The sequence below is a fragment of the Janthinobacterium sp. 1L-D-8-B-C4 genome, assembly GCF_057291295.1.
This window is the reverse complement of record NZ_JBXAVX010000004.1, coordinates 171,989-192,956: the sequence shown is the minus strand read 5'-3', so window position 1 is coordinate 192,956 and position 20,968 is coordinate 171,989. Positions and strand designations below refer to the sequence as shown.

16 protein-coding genes are annotated in these 20,968 nt (G+C 63.8%); 9 read left to right on the top strand and 7 right to left on the bottom strand.

All coding sequences use genetic code 11. The annotated features are described in order from the left end of the window. Positions 1 to 35: 35 nt before the first annotated feature. From AC0Z42_RS09630 to AC0Z42_RS09620, 3 genes are read right to left on the bottom strand one after another with little or no spacing between them, the layout of a single operon-like run. Positions 36 to 1,883 carry a J domain-containing protein gene (locus AC0Z42_RS09630; protein ID WP_485468003.1) on the bottom strand — a complete coding sequence of 616 codons (1,848 nt, stop codon included), beginning with the start codon at positions 1,881 to 1,883 and terminating at the stop codon, positions 36 to 38. Beyond that, on the bottom strand, positions 1,884 to 3,593 hold the full coding sequence (locus AC0Z42_RS09625; protein WP_485468002.1) for a molecular chaperone HscC: 1,710 nt from the start codon (positions 3,591 to 3,593) through the stop codon (positions 1,884 to 1,886). Continuing rightward, entirely contained in the window at positions 3,593 to 5,590 is a 1,998-nt protein-coding gene (locus AC0Z42_RS09620; protein WP_485468001.1) for a DNA topoisomerase IV subunit B, read from the bottom strand. Before AC0Z42_RS09620 ends, AC0Z42_RS09625 begins: the two co-directional genes overlap by 1 nt. A 462-nt stretch (positions 5,591 to 6,052) precedes the next feature. On the opposite strand from AC0Z42_RS09620, the gene kdpF reads away from it, so the two are divergent. From kdpF to AC0Z42_RS09585, 7 genes are all read left to right on the top strand, one after another. Further along, on the top strand, positions 6,053 to 6,142 hold the full coding sequence (gene kdpF, locus AC0Z42_RS09615; protein ID WP_034746483.1) for a K(+)-transporting ATPase subunit F: 90 nt from the start codon (positions 6,053 to 6,055) through the stop codon (positions 6,140 to 6,142). Beyond that, positions 6,142 to 7,959, top strand: a complete 1,818-nt coding sequence (gene kdpA, locus AC0Z42_RS09610; protein WP_485468000.1) for a potassium-transporting ATPase subunit KdpA — start codon at positions 6,142 to 6,144, stop codon at positions 7,957 to 7,959. The genes kdpF and kdpA overlap by 1 nt, the downstream gene beginning before the upstream one ends. Continuing rightward, positions 7,956 to 10,022 (top strand): potassium-transporting ATPase subunit KdpB, encoded by a 2,067-nt coding sequence (gene kdpB / locus AC0Z42_RS09605; RefSeq protein WP_485467999.1) that lies wholly within the window; start codon positions 7,956 to 7,958, stop codon positions 10,020 to 10,022. Before kdpA ends, kdpB begins: the two co-directional genes overlap by 4 nt. Positions 10,023 to 10,031: 9 nt before the next feature. Beyond that, entirely contained in the window at positions 10,032 to 10,607 is a 576-nt protein-coding gene (gene kdpC, locus AC0Z42_RS09600; protein WP_485467998.1) for a potassium-transporting ATPase subunit KdpC, read from the top strand. A gap of 102 nt (positions 10,608 to 10,709) precedes the next feature. Then, entirely contained in the window at positions 10,710 to 13,433 is a 2,724-nt protein-coding gene (locus tag AC0Z42_RS09595) for a DUF4118 domain-containing protein (RefSeq protein ID WP_485467997.1), read from the top strand. Then, on the top strand, positions 13,426 to 14,133 hold the full coding sequence (gene kdpE, locus AC0Z42_RS09590) for a two-component system response regulator KdpE (protein ID WP_485467996.1): 708 nt from the start codon (positions 13,426 to 13,428) through the stop codon (positions 14,131 to 14,133). The genes AC0Z42_RS09595 and kdpE overlap by 8 nt, the downstream gene beginning before the upstream one ends. Before the next feature lie 130 nt (positions 14,134 to 14,263). Beyond that, positions 14,264 to 15,016: a TorF family putative porin gene (locus AC0Z42_RS09585; RefSeq protein WP_485467995.1), complete on the top strand. Its 753-nt coding sequence runs from the start codon at positions 14,264 to 14,266 to the stop codon at positions 15,014 to 15,016. A 24-nt stretch (positions 15,017 to 15,040) separates the two neighbouring features. On the opposite strand, the gene dapA is transcribed toward AC0Z42_RS09585, so the two are convergent. Continuing rightward, on the bottom strand, positions 15,041 to 15,994 hold the full coding sequence (dapA, locus tag AC0Z42_RS09580; protein WP_485467994.1) for a 4-hydroxy-tetrahydrodipicolinate synthase: 954 nt from the start codon (positions 15,992 to 15,994) through the stop codon (positions 15,041 to 15,043). Beyond that, positions 15,991 to 16,266, bottom strand: coding sequence for a hypothetical protein (locus tag AC0Z42_RS09575; protein WP_485467993.1), 276 nt, complete (start codon positions 16,264 to 16,266; stop codon positions 15,991 to 15,993). The genes dapA and AC0Z42_RS09575 overlap by 4 nt, the downstream gene beginning before the upstream one ends. Before the next feature lie 255 nt (positions 16,267 to 16,521). Between AC0Z42_RS09575 and AC0Z42_RS09570 the strand changes: the two genes are divergently transcribed. Beyond that, complete coding sequence (locus AC0Z42_RS09570) at positions 16,522 to 17,550, top strand: gamma-glutamyl-gamma-aminobutyrate hydrolase family protein (protein WP_485467992.1); 1,029 nt, start codon at positions 16,522 to 16,524, stop codon at positions 17,548 to 17,550. Beyond that, a complete protein-coding gene (locus AC0Z42_RS09565) occupies positions 17,547 to 18,605 on the top strand; it encodes an alginate lyase family protein (RefSeq protein ID WP_485467991.1) in 1,059 nt (352 codons plus the stop codon). Before AC0Z42_RS09570 ends, AC0Z42_RS09565 begins: the two co-directional genes overlap by 4 nt. Here the strand turns inward: AC0Z42_RS09565 and AC0Z42_RS09560 are convergent, their stop codons facing one another. Together AC0Z42_RS09560 and AC0Z42_RS09555 are read right to left on the bottom strand one after the other, a co-directional pair. After that, complete coding sequence (locus AC0Z42_RS09560; RefSeq protein ID WP_485467990.1) at positions 18,606 to 19,736, bottom strand: YbdK family carboxylate-amine ligase; 1,131 nt, start codon at positions 19,734 to 19,736, stop codon at positions 18,606 to 18,608. Then, the gene (locus AC0Z42_RS09555; RefSeq protein WP_485467989.1) at positions 19,737 to 20,924 is read right to left on the bottom strand and encodes a cation:proton antiporter; all 1,188 of its coding nucleotides are present in this window, start codon (positions 20,922 to 20,924) and stop codon (positions 19,737 to 19,739) included. It abuts the gene before it with no gap. Between the last annotated feature and the right edge of the window lie 44 nt (positions 20,925 to 20,968).

Here is a 20,968-nt window from a genome sequence, read left to right as displayed (position 1 = left end):
AGTATTGAGTGATTGCGGTTGAATTCGTGGGCCGATTATGACAGCCCGTTATGGGATTGCGCTTGCTGGTGCAGGCGATACAGATGCAGCATGGTGAAATACAGTACGGCCATTGCCAGCACGGCACCCAGCTTGACCATGGTGTGCGATTGCGCGCCCGATAACTGGCCGGCCAGCAAAAAGGTGGCAAGCCCCGGCGCCAGCACCAGCGGCAAGGAGTACTTCCAGCGCAGGTCGGTCGGGGCGAACAGCATGCCGACGCAGGCCCAGGCAAACAGCATGGCGCCCAGCACAGGGACGAGCGCCGGCTGCAAGGCCAGCGCAGCGAGGCCGATGACGCAGCCGATGACCCACGCGGCGCGCAAACGCGGCAGCATGGCCTCAGGCCAGCCGCATTGACCATACAGGCCGTTGGCCGTGCGCAGCGCCAGCACCAGCAGGCAAAACACCAGCATCATGCTGTCGCCGATCGCCAGCGCACTTTGTCCCTTGCCGCTCATGAAGATGCTGGCAAACAGCGACACGCCGACCGCGTAGCCAAGCAGGCCTTGAAGCAAGCTGCGGTTGGCGGCGAACGCCAGCAAGGCCAGCACGCACAGCGCGCTTGCGGTGGCCACACGCAGCGTCGGATCCGGGCCTGGCAGGAACAGCAGCAGCGACACCAGTATGAAAGGAACAATCCATCCCAGCTGCAGCAGGCCGGGACGCGACTGCAAGGCGGGCAGTCGTTCGTTCACTTGTTCCTTGATCGACTGCAGTTTGTCGAACAGCGCTGACGGCCAGCGCAAGGCCAGCACGGCCATCAGCGCAAAGGCCAGCGCCTGGCAACCGAACAGGCTCACCTTGCTGCCGACATCGTCCAGCTGCATGCCGGCCACGCTGACTACGCCGGCCAGCATGAAGTGCAGCGCGAAGCCCAGGCCGGCCGACTGCAAGGCCGTCTGCCGGAAGTAACGCTTGGAAAAGACCGCATGCTCCCAACGCTCGAAGTGCTCGATGTCGAGCTTGTAGACCAGCATTTCGCCGTGATGCCAGCGCAGGGTGTACAGCAGCTCGCGCAATTGTTTTGTGAATTTTTCATCGAACAGCTGACGCGCGTAGGCCGAAGGCGGCTTTTGCGACATGATGACGTCGAGCCCCGGATAATTCTCGCCAAAGTCGACAAAGTGCATGAACGACTGGTCGGCCCGGTAGCGCTGCACGGCGCTGCGTACCAGTTCGTCATGGCTGCGCGCCAGGTAGGAAAAGTCGTCACCCCAGCCCAGCGCGGCAAACACGGCGTCGCGCAGGTCGATGTTGTAGTTGTCGCTGGCGCAGTAGCGCAGCGCACACAGCTCGAATTCTTCGCGTACATCGAAACGCAGCAGGGCAGGGTCCTGCAGGGCATGGGCCAGCGCCGGCTCGACGCCCAACTGCTGCAACTGATCGAGGCAAGCCTGCCAGATACTGGCGGCTTCCTCGGCCGGGTCGATCTCGATTATGCCCCACAGTTCGGCCGGCGGCGGTGGTGGGGTATCAATGATGCCCCACAGTTCGGCTGGCGCCTGTTCCGCTACAGGCTCGACGATGCCCCAAAGTTCGGCTGGCGGTGTCTCCGTCTGCGCTTTATCTGCCGGCTCATGCACTACCAACAGATCGGTGTCGTTTTTTACCCCAACAGCAAGAGCTGGGGTCAGACCCTGAGGGTCTGACCCCTGTTCTTCGGCAAAGCGCGGCGCATGGTGCAGCGCATATTCATACGCGTCGCGCAGTTCCTGGAACGCTTGCGGATCATCGTCGGGACGCGTGACTTTCAGGCGCTTCGCATAGGCGCGCTTGATGGCGCGCTCGTCGCCGGTCGGCTCGGTGCCGAGGATGTCCCATAGACTGCGCCTGCTGTTCATTTACAAAAAGCTCTCGCTCTCGACTTGGCGCAGCACCTCGTCCAATGCCGTGCGCGCCTTGCGGATGGTGGACGGGTCCTGGGATTCAAGCGCGGCCTGGAAGTTGGCCGTATGGGCGGCCAGGTACTGGCGCACGTCGCCCAGCGACTGTTCGTACAGGCGGTCGGCGCGCGTGACCAAGGTGCGGTTTTCGATCTGGTCGCGCGGGTGGATCTTCAGGTCGGCCAGTTCCGCAAAGCGCTGTTCGATCTGCTCCGGCGTCATCACGCCGGCGTTGTCGCTGATGACCATCTTGTGGCGTTCCTGCGTCGCCAGCACCGTCACTTCGGCTTCCAGCACGCCGCTGATATCGTAGGTAAAGCGCACGTCGATGCCCACTTCGCCGGCCTTTTTGGCGGGAATCGGGAAGTTGATCTTGCCCAGGAAGACATTGTCGGCCACCAGGCGCGATTCGCCCTGGTAGATCGCCACATTGATTTCCTTCTGGTTGTCGTGGATGGTGACGATGTTTTCCGTGCGCGAGACCGGCACCACCGAGTTGCGCTCGATAATCGGCAGGTAATGGCCACCCTCGTACTGGTTCGGTCCCACCTGGCGCGAAATGCCGATGCCCAGCGAATACGGCGCCACGTCCGTCATCACCACTTCGTCCAGCGCCGCGTCACGCATTTTCAGGCCGGCCTGCACGGCCGCGCCCAGCGCGATCGCTTCGTCGGGATCGAGGTGGATGGCGGGGAAGCGGCCGAACATGCGCGATACTAATTTACGCACCAGCGGCATGCGCGTGGCGCCGCCGGCCAGCACCACTTCGTTCAGTTCGGCGGCGCGGATGGTGGCGTCGCGCAGCGCGCGCTCGACCGGCACGCGCAAGCGCGTCAGCAGCGGCTCGCACAATTGCGCCAGCCTGTCTTCGCTGATTTCCCAGCTGTAGTCGGTGTTTTCAAAGCGCGTGTTCATGCGCACCGGCGATTGATCCGACAGCAATCGCTTGACCCGCTCGGCCTCGTCGCGCAGCAACTGCTGCTGGCGCGGGTCGAACTGGCGGCTGCCCAGTGCCTTCTGCAAGCCGCTGTGTTCCACAAAGGCCTCGACCAGCACCGTGACGAAATCCTCGCCACCGAGGAAATTGTCGCCGGCCGAGGCGCGCACTTCCATCACGCCTTCGAACAGCTCCAGGATCGACACGTCAAACGTGCCGCCACCGAGATCGAACACGAGGAATTTGCTTTCCTGTTCCTTGTCGCGGATGCCGTAGGCCAGCGCGGCGGCCGTCGGCTCGTTCAGCAGGCGCTCGACGCGCAAGCCCGCCAGCTGGCCGGCGATGCGGGTCGCCTTGCGCTGCGCATCGCTGAAGTAGGCTGGCACGGTGATGATGGCCTCCTCGACCTTTTCACCGAGGAAGGCTTCGGCATCTTCCTTCAAGGCGCGCAGCACCATCGACGACAATTCCTCGGGGCGGAATTGCTGCGTGCCGAGGGTGATTTTCTTCTCGCTGCCCATGTAGCGCTTGAAGACGGACGCCGTCAATTGCGGGTGCGTCTGCAGGCGTTCGCGCGCGGCGCGGCCCACCAGCACGGTGCCGTCGTCGTCGATGCTGACGCACGATGGCGTCAGGTGCTCGCCCAATGCATTGGGAATGATGGATGCCTTGCCGTCGCGCCAGATGGCGACCAGGCTGTTGGTGGTGCCCAGGTCGATGCCGATAATCATCAGATGTCCGCCTCCGCTTCATTGCCGTGTTCTTCGATCCAGGCGCGGCGCCCGGCTGCTTCGCCTTTGCCCATCAACATATTGAAGCGCGCGCTCGAATCCATATGGTCGACCGCGCCCAGCATCACCGGCAGCAAACGGCGCGTGTCGGGATTCATGGTGGTTTCCCACAACTGCTCGGCGTTCATCTCGCCCAGGCCCTTGAAGCGCGAGATCGCCCAGGCGCCTTGCTTCACGCCTTCCTTGCGCAGCTTGTCTTCGATGGCCACCAGTTCGCCGTCGTCGAGCGCGTAGATCTTCTGGATCGGCTTCTTGCCGCGCGCCGGCGCATCCACGCGGTACAACGGTGGACGGGCGATGCAGATGTGGCCCTTCTTGATCAGCGCGGGGAAGTGCTTGAAGAACAGCGTCAGCAGCAGCACCTGGATATGCGAGCCGTCGACGTCCGCATCGGACAAGATGCACACCTTGCCGTAGCGCAGGCCGGACAAATCGGGCGTGTCGCCGGCGCTGTGCGGATCGACGCCGATGGCCACCGCAATATCGTGGATCTCGTTATTGGCAAACAGGCGGTCGCGGTCGGTTTCCCACGAGTTCAGCACCTTGCCGCGCAACGGCAGGATCGCCTGGAATTCCTTGTCGCGGCCCATCTTGGCCGAGCCGCCGGCCGAGTCGCCCTCGACCAGGAACAGTTCATTGCGCGTGATGTCCGACGATTCGCAGTCGGTCAGCTTGCCGGGCAAGACGGCAACGCCCGACGATTTTTTCTTTTCCACTTTTTGCAGCGAGCGCTGGCGCGACTGCGCCTGCTTGATCACCAGTTCGGCCAGCTTCTTGCCGTAGTCGACGTGCTGGTTCAGCCACAGTTCCAGCGGCGGCTTGGTATAGGTCGACACCAGCTTGACGGCGTCGCGCGAGTTCAAACGCTCCTTGATCTGGCCCTGGAATTGCGGGTCCAGCACTTTCGCCGACAGCACGAAGGAGGCGCGCGCAAACACGTCTTCGGGCAGCAGTTTCACGCCCTTGGGCAGCAAGGAGTGCATCTCGACGAAGTTTTTCACGGCGCCGAACAGGCCTTCGCGCAAGCCCGATTCGTGCGTACCGCCATTCGAGGTAGGGATCAGGTTGACGTAGGACTCGCGCACGATGGCGCCTTCTTCGGTCCACGCCACCACCCAGGCCGCGCCTTCGCCTTCGGCAAAGCCTTCGGACTCGCTGCTGGCGTACTGCGCGCCTTCGAACAGCGGGATCAGGGTTTCGCCATTCGATACCTGCGCCAGCGATTCGGTCAGGTAGCCGCGCAGGCCTTCGGCGTACTGCCAGGTTTGCGTGTCGCCGGTTTTCGCGTTGGTCAGCGTGACGATCACGCCCGGCAGCAGCACCGCTTTCGAGTGCAGCAGGCGCTGCAGCTCGGGCTGCGAGATATTCGGCGAGTCAAAATATTTGGGGTTCGGCCAGGCCGTCACGCGCGTGCCGGACTTCTTGCCGTCGCGCGGCGCCGGACGCGAATTGAGCGGCTCGATCACGTCGCCATCGGCAAACACCATGTGGTGCAGGCCGTTGCCGTCGCTTTCCTTGCGCCAGACGGTGATCTCCAGGCGCGAGGACAGCGCATTGGTGACCGACACGCCAACGCCATGCAGGCCGCCCGAGAACGCGTAGGCGCCGCCCGAGCCCTTGTCGAACTTGCCGCCCGCGTGCAGCCGCGTAAATACGATCTCCACGGTCGGCACGCCTTCTTCGGGGTGCAGGCCGACGGGAATGCCGCGGCCATTGTCTTCGACCGTGATGCTGCCGTCGACGTTTTGCGTCACGGCGATATGCGTGCAATGGCCGCCCAGCGCCTCGTCGGAGGCATTGTCGATCACTTCCTGGATGATGTGCAGCGGATTTTCAGTGCGGGTGTACATCCCCGGGCGCTGCTTGACGGGTTCCAGTCCTTTCAGGACACGGATGGATGATTCGCTGTAGTCGGATGCTGGTTTTTTAGTGGCCATACGTGTTCATGCTAAGTAAAGACAGTGGTGGGAACGCCTGGCGCGCATGCTGTGCGGTGAAATGACATAGTGACAGCGGTGGCGATAACTGTATGAATATACAGTATATCGCGCCTCGCGTCACTGGGGGAGCGCATTGCGGCGGGCCGGGCGTCCTTGTGCGGACGCTCGCGCATTCTATCGTGATCGGCGCGCAATGGCGCTACTCCTTGGCAACTATGGTGCGCCGTTCGTGTACCGGCTTGATGGTTGCGCGTGATTTTTACAGTTTGTTTACACCGCCCACCCCAGTCTTTACGAATTTTTTAGGCCCTTCTGGCTAAGCTTCCCCCTATCAAAAATAAACCTGATGAGGGTGGGAATGGATCTCGTATACCTGGGCCTGATGGCCGTCTTTTATGTCGTGGTGGCCGGCTTTGCCAGCGCCTGCGACGCATTGAGTCACACCACGGGGGGCGCGCAATGAACGCCTTTTATGTGCTGGGCGCCGTGGTCTCGGCCGGCCTGCTGGTGTATCTGCTGGTGGCGCTGTTGAAAGCGGAGGAGCTGTAATGACGACGCAATCGATATTGTTGCTGGTGCTGTTCCTTGCGGTGCTGCTGGCGGTGGGTTATCCGCTGGGCCTGTACATGGCCAAGGTGGCCGGCGACGCGCCGATCCGCGGCCTGGGCTGGCTGCAACGCGGTGAAAATGTGCTCTACCGCCTGGCCGGCATGAAAGCCGGCGCCGAGCGCGCCATGGGCTGGAAGCACTACGCCATCGCCCTGCTGTTGTTCAATACCATCGGCGCCTTTTTTGTCTATGGCCTGCAGCGCCTGCAAGGCTTCTTGCCGTTCAACCCGCAGGCAATGCAAGGCGTCAGCCCCGATTCCTCGTTCAATACGGCAGTGAGCTTTGTCGCCAATACCAACTGGCAGGGCTATTCGGGCGAGCAGACCATGAGCTACCTGACGCAGATGCTTGGCATGGCCTGCCAGAACTTCTTTTCGGCCGCCACCGGCATCGCCGTGATCTTTGCGCTGGTGCGCGGCTTTTCGGCCCGCTCGAGCAAATCGATCGGCAATTTCTGGGTCGACCTGGTGCGCTCGACCTTGTACATCCTGCTGCCGCTGTCGCTGGCCTTGTCGGTGGTGTTCATGGGTGAAGGCGTGATCCAGAATTTTTCGCCGTACAAGGAAGTCACCCTGCTTGACCAGGTGAACTATGAAACGCCGAAAGTCGACGCCGCCGGCCAGGCCGTGCTCGATGCCGCCGGCAAGCCCGTAATGGAAGCGCAAGTGGCTGCCACGCAGACCATCGCCATGGGCCCGGTCGCTTCGCAGGAAGCGATCAAGATGCTGGGCACGAATGGCGGCGGCTTTTTCAATGCCAATTCGGCCCATCCGTATGAAAACCCCACGTTCATGTCGAATTTCCTGCAGATGCTGGCCATCTTCATCATTCCCGCCGGCCTGTGCTTCACCTTTGGCCGCATGGTGGGCGACATGCGCCAGGGCTGGGCCGTACTGGCCGCGATGACGCTGATCTTTGTCGTCATGACGGCCGGCGTATTCCAGGCCGAGCAGCAGGCCAATCCGGCGTTGCAGGCGCTGGGCGTCGATCAGCAGCAAAGCACCCTGCAGGCGGGCGGCAATATGGAAGGCAAGGAAACGCGCTTCGGCATCAGTTCGTCCGCCCTGTTTGCGGCCGTGACGACTGCGGCCTCGTGCGGCGCCGTCAATTCCATGCATGACTCGTACATGCCTTTGGGCGGCATGGTGCCGCTGCTGCTGATGCAATTCGGCGAAGTGGTGTTTGGTGGTGTCGGCACGGGTTTGTACGGCATGCTGATGTTTGCCATCCTGGCGGTCTTTATCGCCGGCCTGATGATAGGGCGCACGCCCGAATACCTGGGCAAGAAAATCCAGGCGCATGAAATGAAGATGGTTTCGCTGGCCATTCTGGTCACGCCAACCCTGGTGCTGGTCGGTACGGCCATTGCCGTCATGCTGGAAGCGGGCACGGTGGGCGTAGCCAATCCGGGCGCGCACGGTTTTTCGGAAATCCTGTACGCCTTTACGTCGGCCGCCAACAACAACGGCAGCGCATTTGCGGGGCTGTCGGCCAATACGCCTTTCTATAACGTGATGCTGGCGATCGCCATGTGGTTTGGCCGCTTTGCCGTGATCGTGCCGGTGCTGGCGGTGGCCGGTTCGCTGGCCGCCAAGCAGCGTTTATCGGCCAACGCCGGCACCATGCCCACGCATGGCCCCATGTTCATCGGCCTGCTGGTGGGCGTGGTGATACTGGTGGGTGTACTGAACTACGTTCCTGCGCTGGCCCTGGGCCCCGTTATCGAACACTTGCAACTCTTTACCGCCATCCCATGAAAACCAAGACATTAACCCTGTTCGACCCTGCCTTGCTGCTGCCCGCCATCGGCGACGCCTTCAAGAAACTCGACCCGCGCACGCAGTGGCGCAGCCCCGTGATGTTTGTCGTCTACGTGGGCAGCATCATCACCACCCTGCTGGCGATCCAGGCCCTGAACGGCAAAGGTGAAGCGCCGTTTGGCTTTATCGCGGCCATATCCGTGTGGCTGTGGTTCACCGTGCTGTTTGCGAACTTTGCCGAAGCGCTGGCCGAAGGACGCAGCAAGGCGCAGGCAGCCTCGCTGCGCGCCCTCAAGCAGACCGTGATGGCCAAGAAAATGCAGGTGCCCAAATACGGCACCTCGTGGCTGCCGACCCCGGCCACCGACCTGCGCAAAGGCATGACGGTGCTGGTCGAAGCCGGCGATGTGATACCCGCCGACGGCGAAGTGACGGCCGGCGTGGCCTCGGTCGACGAAAGCGCGATCACCGGTGAATCGGCGCCCGTGATCCGCGAGTCGGGCGGCGACTTTTCAGCGGTCACCGGCGGCACCCGCGTGCTGTCGGACTGGCTGCTGGTGCAAGTGTCCGTCAATCCTGGCGAAGCCTTTATCGACCGCATGATCGCCATGGTCGAAGGCGCCAAGCGCCAGAAGACGCCCAATGAAATCGCCTTGACGATTCTGCTGGTGGCGCTGTCGATCGTGTTTTTGATCGTCACCGTCACGCTGTTGCCCTACTCGCTGTTCGCGGTAGCGGCGGCCGGCAGCGGCACGCCGGTCACCATCACGGTGCTGATCGCGCTGCTGGTGTGTTTGATTCCGACCACCATCGGCGGCTTGTTGTCGGCCATCGGCGTGGCTGGCATGAGCCGCATGATGCAGGCCAATGTGATCGCCACTTCGGGCCGCGCAGTGGAAGCGGCCGGCGACGTCGACGTGCTGCTGCTCGATAAAACCGGCACCATCACCCTGGGCAACCGCCAGGCGTCGAGTTTTGTCGCGGCGCCCGGTGTGACGGAACAGCAACTGGCCGATGCGGCGCAGCTGGCGTCATTGGCTGACGAAACGCCGGAAGGGCGCAGCATCGTGGTGCTGGCCAAGCAGCAGTTCAATATCCGCGAACGCGAGATGGGCAGCCTGAACGCGACGTTTGTTCCCTTCACGGCGCAAACGCGCATGAGCGGCGTCGACATCGGCGCAAGGCAAGTGCGCAAGGGCGCAGCCGACTCCGTGAAAAAATACGTGGAAGCGCTGGGCCAGCCGTATCCGGCGGAAGTGGCGCGCGCGGTCGACGATATCGCGCGCCGCGGCAGCACGCCGCTGGTGGTGGTCGACGCGGGCCGCGTGATGGGCGTGGTGGAACTGAAGGATATCGTCAAGGGCAGCATCAAGGAGCGTTTTGCCGAACTGCGCCGCATGGGCATCAAGACGGTGATGATCACCGGCGACAACAAGCTGACGGCGGCAGCGATTGCAGCCGAAGCGGGCGTGGACGATTTCCTGGCCGAGGCGACGCCGGAAGACAAGCTGAAACTGATCCGCAGCTACCAGTCCGATGGTCGCCTGGTGGCGATGACGGGCGACGGTACCAACGACGCGCCGGCATTGGCCCAGGCCGACGTGGCTGTGGCCATGAATTCGGGCACGCAGGCGGCGAAAGAGGCGGGCAATATGGTCGATCTCGACTCGAACCCGACCAAACTGCTGGAAATCGTTGAAATCGGCAAGCAGATGCTGATGACGCGCGGCTCGCTCACCACCTTTTCGATCTCGAACGATATCGCCAAGTACTTCGCCATCATCCCGGCGGCCTTTGTCGGCACCTATCCGCAACTGAAGGCGCTCGACATCATGCACCTGGCCAGCCCGGCTTCGGCCATCATGTCGGCCGTGATCTTCAATGCGCTGATCATCGTCGTGCTGATCCCGCTGGCCTTGAAGGGCGTGCAGTACCGCGCCATCGGCGCGGCCAGCCTGCTGCGCCGCAATCTGCTGGTGTATGGCCTGGGCGGCATCGTGCTGCCGTTTATCGGCATCAAGCTGATCGACATGGTGCTGTCGGCACTGAACTTCATTTAAAGGATCATCATGAACACCATCGTACGTCCCGCCCTGGTCCTGTTTGCCGCGCTGACCGTGATTTGCGGCGTCGCCTATCCGCTGGCCACGGCCGGCATCGGCAAGATAGTCTTCCCGCATGAAACGGCGGGCAGCATCGTCGAGCGGGAAGGGCGGCCCATTGGCTCGACCCTGATCGGCCAGTCGTTCACGTCGCCGAAATACTTCTGGGGCCGTCCGTCGGCCACCGCGCCGATGGCCAATAACGGCGCCGGCTCGGGTGGCTCGAACCAGGGGCCGACCAACCCGGCTCTCGTCGACGCCGTCAAATCGCGCATCGCCGCCCTGAAGGAGCTTGACCCCGATAACCAGCGCGCGATTCCGGTCGACCTGGTGACGGCGTCCGGCAGTGGCCTGGACCCGGAAATCAGCCTGGCCGCCGCCCTCTACCAGGCGCCGCGCGTGGCCCGCGTGCGCAGCCTGCCTTTGGCGCAGGTGGAAAACGCCATCGCCAAGGCGCAGAAAACCGCGTATATCGGCTTTTTCGGCGAAGCGCGCGTGAATGTGCTGGAACTGAATCTGGCGCTCGATACAATGCAGAAGTAAGATGAAGTTGATTTTTTAACCCAACGGCGAGTGCCGGGGTCGGACCCTCAGGATCCGACCCCAGGTTTTGCCTTGGGTCCGGTTTGATTTTAAAAGACACCCATGCCCTCCAACGACCAACGCCCCGACCCCGACGCCCTGCTGGCCCAGGTCCAGGCACAGGAACACAAAGCCACGCGTGGCCGCCTGCGCATCTATTTCGGCGCCTCGGCCGGCGTTGGCAAGACATATGCCATGCTGGCTGCCGCGCGCAAGCTGCTGGCCGAAGGCGTCGACATGCTGGTGGGCGTGGTGGAAACGCATGGCCGCCAGGAGACGGCGGCCATGCTGGAGGGCTTGCCGCAGCTGCCGATGAAGGTGGTGATCCACCGCGACAAGTCGCTCGCCGAATTTGACCTCGACGCGGCGCTGCTGCGCATGCCCGCCGTCATCCTGATCGACGAACTGGCGCACTCGAACGTGGCCGGTTCGCGCCACCCGAAGCGCTGGCAGGATGTCGAGGAACTGCTGGCGGCCGGCATCGACGTGCTTACCACCGTCAACGTGCAGCACCTGGAAAGCCTGAACGACGTGGTCGGGGGCATCACCGGCGTGCGCGTGGCCGAGACCTTGCCCGATACCGTCTTTGACCGCGCCGACGAAGTGGTGCTGGTCGATATCCCGGCCGACGAACTGCTGCTGCGCCTGAAAGCGGGCAAGGTTTACCAGCCGCAGCAGGCGCAGCGCGCGTCGCAGCATTTTTTCCGCAAGGGCAATCTGATCGCCCTGCGCGAGCTGGCGCTGCGCCGCACCGCAGACCGGGTGCAGGACGATGTGCAGGCCTACCGACTGGAAAAGTCGATCAACCCGGTCTGGAAGACGGGTGCGGCGCTCCTGGCCTGCGTGGGGCCGCATGCCGGCAGCGAACAGGTGGTGCGCAGCGCGGCGCGCCTTGCCGGCCAGCTGAACGCCGAATGGCATGCGCTGTATGTGGAAACGCCGCGTTTGCAGCGCCTGCCGGCGCGCGAGCGCGAACGCATTTTGAACACCTTGAAACTGGCGCAGGACCTGGGCGCGCGCACTGCCATCGTCGCGGCCAGCGATATCGCCGGCGCCATCGTCGACCATGCGCGCAGCGCCAATATCGCCAAGCTGGTGATGGGACGACGCCAGGGCGGGCCGCTGGCGCAGCTCTGGCATGCGGCCAGCGCCGCGCGCATTGCCGGCCTGGCGCCCGATATCGACCTGATCGAAGTGGGCCAGCCGGCGCTTGACGCCGCGCCACGCAAGACGATGGACGACGTGCGCATTCCCCGGCCGGGGCGCGCCTGGCGCTATCTGCTGGCCACCGCTGCCAGCCTGGCCACTTCGCTGGTCTCGGTGCCGCTGCTGCCGTATATCGACCTGGCCAATATTGCCATGCTGTCCCTGCTGACGGTGGTGCTGGTGGCCGTGCGGCTGGGCCGCGGGCCGGCCGCGCTGGCCAGCCTGCTGGGCGTGGCCACGTTTGATTTTGCGTTTGTCCCACCGCGTTTTTCGTTTGCCGTCGGCGACTTTCAATATGTGATCACGTTTGGCGTGATGCTGGCCGTCGGCCTGATCACGGGGCGCCTGACGGCCGGCCTGCGCTTCCAGGCGCGGGTTGCCACGCACCGCGAAGCGCGTGCCCGCGCCCTGTACGAATTTTCGCGCGAACTGTCCGGCGTGCTGCAGACCGAACAGATTTTCGATATCACGCGGCGCGCCATCGAACGCGCATTTCGCGCCCGTGCCACCTTGCTGCTGCCCGATGACGAAGGCCGCCTGCAGGCGCCGCCTGAGCCCGGCCAATTGGACCTGGGCATCGCGCAGTGGGCCTTCGACCGTGCACAGGCGGCCGGCACCGGCACCGACACCTTGCCCGGCTCCGATATTTTCTACCTGCCGCTGATCGCGCCGATGCGCACGCGCGGCCTGCTGGCGCTGCTGCCGCTGGATGCGCCCGAACACCGGCGCTGGCTGCTGGTGCCGGAGCAGCGCCAGCAGCTCGACACCTTTGCCGCGCTGGCGGCGATTGCCCTGGAGCGCGTGCACTATATCGACGTGGCGCAGGGCGCGCTGGTGCAGATGGAATCGGAACGGCTGCGCAATTCGCTGCTGGCGGCGCTGTCGCACGACCTGCGCACGCCATTGACCTCGCTGGTGGGCCTGGCCGAATCGCTGGCGCGCTCCAGCCCGGCCCTGTCCAGCGCGCAGCTGGAAATGGCGCGCTCCCTGCAGTCCGAGACGGTGCGCATGAGCGCCCTGGTGGCGAACCTGCTTGACATGGCGCGCATCGAAAGCGGCCATGTGCGACTGAACCTGCAATGGCAGGCGCTGGAAGAGGTGGTCGGCAGTTCGCTGCGCGCAAGCGCCCCGCAACTGGCCGGTCACCAGCTGCGCACGCAGCTCGCGCCCGGCCTGCCACTGGTGCGCTATGACGCCGTGCTGATCGAGCGCGTGCTGTGCAACCTGCTGGAAAACGCCGCCAAGTACACGCCGGACGGCAGCACCATCACGATAGCCGCCGGCGTGCATGGCCAGTGGCTGCAGGTGACCGTGGCGGACGACGGGCCCGGCCTGCCGCCAGGGCGCGAAGAAGCGATCTTTGAAAAATTCACGCGCGGCGAGCGCGAGTCGAACCTGCCCGGCGTGGGCCTGGGGCTGGCAATCTGCCGCGCCATCGTCGAAGCGCACGGCGGCACGATTGCCGCGCAAGTGCCTGTGCCCGCGCGCGGCGCGGCCATTGTCTTGACGCTGCCATTGGGCACGCCTCCGGCGCTGCCCGAGGAGCTTGATTTGATAGAACCTGGAAACGATCATGAATGAAGCTGTTGTCAATTCCCCCACCGCCCTGCTGGTCGAGGATGAACCGCAGATCCGCCGCTTCGTGCGCGCGGCGCTGGAAGCCGAAGGCTGGCTGGTGCACGAATCGGCCACCTTGCAGCGCGGCCTGATCGACGCCGGCACGCGCCGCCCGGATCTGGTCGTACTGGACCTGGGCCTGCCCGACGGCGACGGCATCGATTTTCTCGGCGACCTGCGCAAATGGTCGGCCGTGCCCGTGATCGTGCTGTCGGCGCGCGTCGGCGAAGACGAAAAAATCCGCGCGCTCGACGCCGGCGCCGACGATTACCTGACAAAGCCGTTCGGCGTGGGCGAACTGCTGGCCCGCGTGCGCGCCACCTTGCGCCGCCAGCGCCAGCCAGCCGCGCTTGACGATGGCGTGGTGCGCTTCGGCGACGTCACGGTCGATGTGCAGAACCGCCTGGTGATGCGCGACAAGCAAATGGTGCATGTAACGCCGACCGAGTTCCGCCTGCTGTCGGTGCTGGTGAAAAACGCCGGCAGGGTGGTCACCAACCCACAACTGCTGCGCGAAGTGTGGGGGCCGTCAAACCTGGAAAACGGCCACTACCTGCGCATCTACATGGGCCACCTGCGCCAGAAGCTCGAAGCCGATCCGGCCCAGCCGCAGTACCTGCTGACGGAAACCGCCGTCGGCTACAGGTTGCTGCTGCCGCTCTAGAACACGACTCTCCCTGGTTTGAAAACAGGCGCCGCGCGCGCCAGGGGAGCGCTTTACCCAAAAATTTTGCAGCAAGGGGCCAGCTGCGCCATCCCGGCAAAGGCCCAACCACCAATGAGAAGTACCTACCATGAACAAAATCGTATTTGCCATCGCCGCCACCTTTGCTACCTTTGCCTCCGGCCTGAGCCACGCACAGGAAGCGAAACCGGACAATGAAGTCAGCTTTAACGTTGCCGGCGTGTCGGACTACCGCTACCGCGGCATCTCGCAAACGCGCCTGAAGCCGGCACTGCAGGGCGGTGCCGACTATGTCAACAACCCCACTGGCCTGTATGCGGGCGCCTGGGCCTCGACCATCAAGTGGACGAAAGACGCGGGCGGCAGCGGCGACGTGGAAGTGGACCTGTATGCGGGCAAGCGCGGCCAGGTCAATGACGATATCGGCTACGACGTTGGCGTGCTGGCCTATGTGTATGCCGACAACGGCTTGAAACATGTGGCCGGCTTTGCCGACGCGGACACCCAGGAACTCTACGGCCAGCTGTCATACGGACCGGCGTACATCAAGTATTCGCACGCAGTGTCGAACCTGTTCGGCATCGTCAACAGCAAGAACAGCGGCTACCTCGATATCGGCGCGAATGTCGACCTGCCGAATGGCTGGACCGGCAACCTGCACGCGGGCCACCAGAAGGTGAAGAACAACGATGCGGCCAGCTATACGGACTGGAAAGTGGGCGTGACGCGCGACTTTGGCGTAGTCACCGGCGCGCTGGCCGTGATCGGCACCAATGCCGGCAAGACAGCCTACGCCTCGCCCGTGAATGGCAAATTCATGGGCAAGACCGCGTTGATTTTGACGGTCAGCAAGGTGTTTTAAACACGACAGTCCATCGGGCAGGTGTTACGCCTGGCGTAGCACTTGCCCCGCCTGCCAACGCGGCAGCGCCAGCATCGCTTCCAGCGCCAGCGCCAGCTTTTCCTGGCCGGCGCCGGACATCGGTGTCATCGGCAGGCGCAGCTCGTCGCGCAGTTTGCCCTGCATCGCCAGCGCCGCCTTGATGGGGCCGGGATTCGGTTCGGCGAACAGCAGCCGTATCGCAGGCAGCATGGTCTTGAACAGGGTGCCTGCGGCCGCGTGGTCGTTCGATTTTACCAGTGCGAATAACTGCGCATACAGGTCGGGGCGCACCTGGGCGGCGGCCGACATGGCGCCATGCGCGCCCATCGCCAGGCTGGCCAGCAGCAGCGCATCGTCGCCGCACAGCACATCGAGATGGGTGTCGCGCAGCAGCTGGCCGAACTGGTCGAGCTGCCCGCCCGCTTCCTTGATGGCGACAAAGTGCGAGTCGCGCGCCAGCAGCGCCGCCGTCGCCGTCGTGATGTGCACGCCAGTGCGGGCCGGCACGTTGTACAGCACGATGGAGTGGTCGGTAGCGGCGGCAATCGCCTGGAAGTGGCGCACGATGCCTTCCTGCGATGGCCGCACATAGGCCGGCGCCGAGATCAGCAGGCCGGCCAGCGGATGGTCGTGATAGCGCTGCACGGCGGCCGTGACGGCGCGCGTGTCGCTGCCGCCGACGCCCATCACGACAGGGAAGCGGGGGCCGACTGCTTCCAGCACGCTATCCAACAGCATGCCCTGTTCGGCCTGGCTCAGCATGGCCGCTTCGCCGGTGGTGCCGCACACCACCAGGCCATCGACGCCGCTATTCGCCAGTTCGCCAGCGAGCTGCTGGGCGGCGTCGAAGTCGATCGCGCCATCGCGAAACGGCGTGACCATCGGCACCCAGACGCCCTGGAAGTGGGCCGTGATGCGCTCGCAGGACATCGCGTGTTCGCACGCGTACTGATTCATCGCGCACCACCGTGGCGTGGATGATCCTGGCAAATGCGGCCAAACTCCGCCGCCGGCATCCAGCGCATTACCGCATCCATCGTCAGGCGCAGCGCCGGCTCGGTCACGCACAGATCGACTCGCATGCGCTCGGCATGATCGACCGCCACGACGCGCATGAACGACAGCATCGCGCCGCAAGTCTTGAACACCAGCTGGCGCAGCGCCGACAGGCAGTCTTTATCGACCGTGATATGGATAAGGAAGGTGGGTTGGCGTAAGGACGTGTCCATGGCGAGGGTGCTTTGCAGCGGTGGTTGAGATGCAATCGAGGTTAGCAGCGGCGATGTAAAGATGGCCTAAAAAGCGTGATCGCTGGCGTAAACGCGGCGTATTTTCTGGCAGTCACGGCCATGTGCGCATGGCCCAGGTGTTGCGTTTTTGGCCCGCATGCGGGGCATGCGTATGTTTTTGTTACAAAATCGAATCGTGCTGTCGGGAACGGAGGTTTATATTGAAACCGTCTCCGCCATCCAGCAAGTCACGCCATGCCAGACGAAAAAGATCCCCCCATAGTTTCTGCCAGCCCGCCTGCGGCCGAGCCTGCGGCGCAAGCTGCCGTGCCACCCACGCGGCCCGACCGCGTCGGCCGTGCTCCCGACGCCGATGAACGCGACCGCCGTTCGCGCGAGCCGACGCCGCGCTACCTGAAGGACAACGACACGCCGTTTGCGCTGGCCTGGCGCGTGCTGACCTCGCGCTACCGGTCGATGCGCGACAAGGCGGGGCGCGACTTCATGCGGCGCACTTTGCGCATCGGTATTTCGGCGCGCATTTTCCATCCCGAGCCGGGCGCCACCGGCCTGCGCAGCAAGAATCTGCAGTACCTGGAAGAGTCGATCGCGCAGTGGGTGATGTCGCGCGATGTGCTGGTGTTCATGATCCCGACCGTCAATACCAACGGCCTGCTGCATCCCAGCAATATCACCCTGCGCCACTATGCGCGCCACCTCGATGGGCTGGTGCTGCAGGGTGGCGCGGACGTGTCGCCGCAGACCTATTCGGAAGCGGCCACCCGCCCCGAATGGAGCGGCGACCGCGCGCGTGACCTGTATGAGCTGGAACTGCTGCATGAATTCGTCGATGCGGGCAAACCTGTGCTGGGCATCTGCCGCGGCTGCCAGCTGATCAACGTGGGCTTTGGCGGCACTTTGTACCAGGATATTGCCTCGGACGTGGAGGGCGCTTCGTCGCATGTGAATGACCTGTACGATCGCCATCGTCATACCATCGTGTTCCCGAAAGGCTCGACCCTGGCCGGCTTGTTTCCGAAAGCGGGCGAGGCGCTGGTCAATTCGATCCACCACCAGTCGGTGAAGGACCTGGGGCGCGATATCAGCGTGGAAGCGTATTCGCATGGCGACAATATCGTCGAGGCGATCCGCTACCAGCGCGCGCGTTTCGTGATGGGGCTGCAGTGGCACCCGGAGTTCCATTCGGCCGGCGGCGTCGAGCTGCTCGATTGCACGCCGATCCTCGATAACTTCCTGCGCGCGGCGCGGGAGACCCGCTTTTGATTACCCGTCGCACAGTGCTGGCCGGCCTGTTGGCCCTGCCGTTGGCCGGCGTGCGTGCTGCGAAACCGGCCAGGGAGGCGCTGCCATTTGCGCTGACATCGCAACCACGTGCAGCTGCGCTGAAAGCGCAGGTGCCGGCCACGATCGCCGCGCAAGTGGTGCGCGCGGCGCAAAAGGCGGTGGACCGGCCGGTACACATGATGGAGGAAGTGCGTACCGGCGGCCTGCTCGATGGCGAAGGCGGGCGCAAGGAGAGCCAGCAGGCGCAGGAAGACTGGCGCCAGGCACGGCTGCAGGCGCTGGCGTGGCGGCTGTCGGGCGAGCCGGCTTATCTCGACAATGCGCGCAAGCTGGCGCTGGCCTGGAGCCGCAGCTACCAGCCCTCGTTCAGCCCCGTCGACGAGACGGAACTGGCCAGCATGCTGATGGGCGTGGACCTGATCCAGGAGCGCTTGAGTACCAGCGAACGCGAGCAGTTGCAGGCATTCTGCCGCACCCTGGCCACTGGTTATCTCAGTGACCCGATCAAGGTCGGCGGCCCATCGACGGCGCGCAATAACTGGCATAGCCACCGCATCAAGATCGGCACTGCCGCAAGCTACCTGACCGGGGACGCGGCCTTGATCGCGCGCGCGAAACAGCGCTTTATGTCTCATGTACCGCGCAATATAGGCGAAGGCGGCGTGCCGTTCGACTTCGAACAGCGCGACGCCCTGCATTACACCACCTACAGCCTGGAGCCCTTGCTGACCGCCGCTTTAATGGCGAAAAACCATGGCGACGACTGGTATGGAGCGCCCGAAGCGCGGCGACTACAGGAAGCGCTGGCCTGGCTGGCGCCGTACGCGCAAGGCAAACAGACGCACGTGGAGTTTGCAAAAAGCGCCGTGCCGTTCGACCGCAAACGCGTGGCCGCCGGCCAGAAAGGTTTTACGGGCAACTGGGATCGCACGGGCGCGGCCAATGTGTATCTGCTGGCGTCGCGTTTCGACGCCGCGTATGCGCCGCTGGCCAAGGAATTGCAGCCGCCAGCGTGGGCGCTGGCGCTGTTCTGATCAATAATTCATCGGCTCGCCCCGAAAACACCTGATCGCCGAATCAACCATGCCCTCCGCGCTGCCCTGCAGGTTGCGCTGCTTGCGCAGATACTGCGCGTCGCTCCACTGCTTGGCCACGTCGGACAGGTGCTTCAGCGCCTGCGTGCTGCCCAGCGCTTCGCCGTGCGGCTCCATCTTGCGCAGGGTGGTCATGATGTCTTCGCGCAGCGACATGGTTTCGTAGGTTTTCGGGTGCGTGATGGCGCCGTCCAGGCCGAAGCGGCAGGCCTGGAAGCGGTTGTAGTTGTAGACCAGGTAATCGTCTTCCACCGGCGGCACTTCCTTGCGTTCGAGCAGGTAGCGGCACAGCGCCTGCAGATAGGCGGCCAGCGCGGCGGCCCGTTCCACCGTCAGCGGCGTGTCGCACACGCGCAGTTCGATGGTGCCGAATTCCGGCTTGGGACGGATATCCCAGTAAAAATCCTTCATGCTCTTGATGATGCCCGTATTTTCCATCTTGGCGAAATACTCGTTCGAGAACTGGTCCCAGCTGAGGGTGAACGGTGCGCGGCCGCTCATCGGAAACGCAAACACGGAGTTCAGGCGCGCCGAATCGAACAGGGTGTCGCGCCCCTGCACATACGGCGAAGACGCCGACAGGGCGATAAAGTGGGGGATATAGCGGTTCAGCGAGTGCAGCAAAAACATGGCGTCGTCGCCCGAGGCACAGCCGATATGCACGTGCTGGCCGAAGATGGTGAACTGCTTGGCCAGGTAGCCGTACAGTTCCGAGATCTCCTGGAAGCGCGCCTTGGAAAAGATCTTTTGCGACGACCATTGCTGGAACGGGTGGGTGCCGCCGCCGGCGATGCCGATATTGAGCTTGTCGCCGGCGGCAATCAATGTGTCGCGGATTTCCTGCAACTGCGCCAGCAGTGGTTCATGGTGCGTGTGCACGCTCGAATTAATCTCGATCATGCTCTCGGTGATTTCCGGCGTCACATTGCCGGGAAACGGCTTCTTGCCCAGCAAATGCAGCAGGTCGGGGCTGGCCGCCGTCAGGTCGTAGTCCGACAGGTTCACCAGTTGCAGTTCGAGTTCGACGCCGAAGGTCAGCGCGGCCGATTGGCCAAAGGGTTCCAGCGGCATTTAGCGCTCCTTGATTTCATGGGTTTCTTTTGCCAGCATCAGCACGCGCTGCACCAGCACCGGGCCGACCAGTTCGAGCATCAGCGCGATGGCAGCCAGCGCGTTCAGTTCGTCGCCAAAATTCACGCCCAGCTGGCGCGCGTGTTCCAGCAGCAGGATGATAAACACCGACACGGGCGTGAGCGCCACGCCGGTCAGAATGCCCTTGCGCCAGGAGATGCCGCTGACGTGCGAAAACGCGGCCACGCCCACCACCTTGGTTAGCAGGCGGCCGGCGATCACGGCGCCGGCCAGCGCCGCGCCGGCCGTTACGCTGGACCATTCCAGGGTCGAGGCGGCGTACACGAACAGCAGCACCGTCAACAGTTCGCCCAGCGCGCCGAAATTGCGCTGCGCCTGGCTGAAGGCCACGCGGCGGTGGCGCGCCACCAGGCCGAAGGTGAGGGTGGCCAGCAGCGGCGACAGGCTGGTGGTGTAGGTCAGGGCCACCAGCAGCATTACCGATAAGGCAAACGCCACGGTGGCGTCCTGCGCCATATTGCCCAGGCGGCGCAGCATGGCCGGCACGATGATGCCGAACACGGTGCCGGCGGCCACCGACGCGGCCAGCACGGCGGCGCTGCTGCTGGTCGCTTCGATCAGGTCGGTCGAACTGTGGAACATCCAGAAGCCGACGATGATATTGAACGTGAACACCGCCAGCACGCAGTTGAGCGCTGTCAGGTGCACCAGCCGTTCGGTCACCTGGCCCGAGCTGCGTTCCTCATTGATCACGCGCATGATGGTGGCCGGCGAGGTCGACATCGACAGCGAGGCCAGCAGCAGCGCCGTCATGCGCGAGGTATCGAATTCAAGGGCGATGAAATACACGATGCCAAACGTGCCCAGTGCTTCGACCAGGCCGGCCACGGCGATCCACGGGTTGTTCTTCAGCCAGCGCAAATTGATGCGGTAGCCGACCTCGAACAGGATCAGGCCGAAGGCCACGTCGGCCAGCACCAGCATCGGGCCGGCGTCGGTTTGCGGCAGGATGCCGACTTGCGCCTGGGCCAGGATAAAGCCGATCACGCCATAAAAGCTGATGCGCGGCAGGCCCGTCCAGCGGTGGCCGAATTCGCCGATGACCCAGGCCAGCGTGATGGCGAACGGCCAGGACAGGTCGGCGGCGATAGCGAGAAGACTTTGCATGCTGATTCCTTTGTAGTAGCGCCGCACCGGCCGGCAGCTTCATC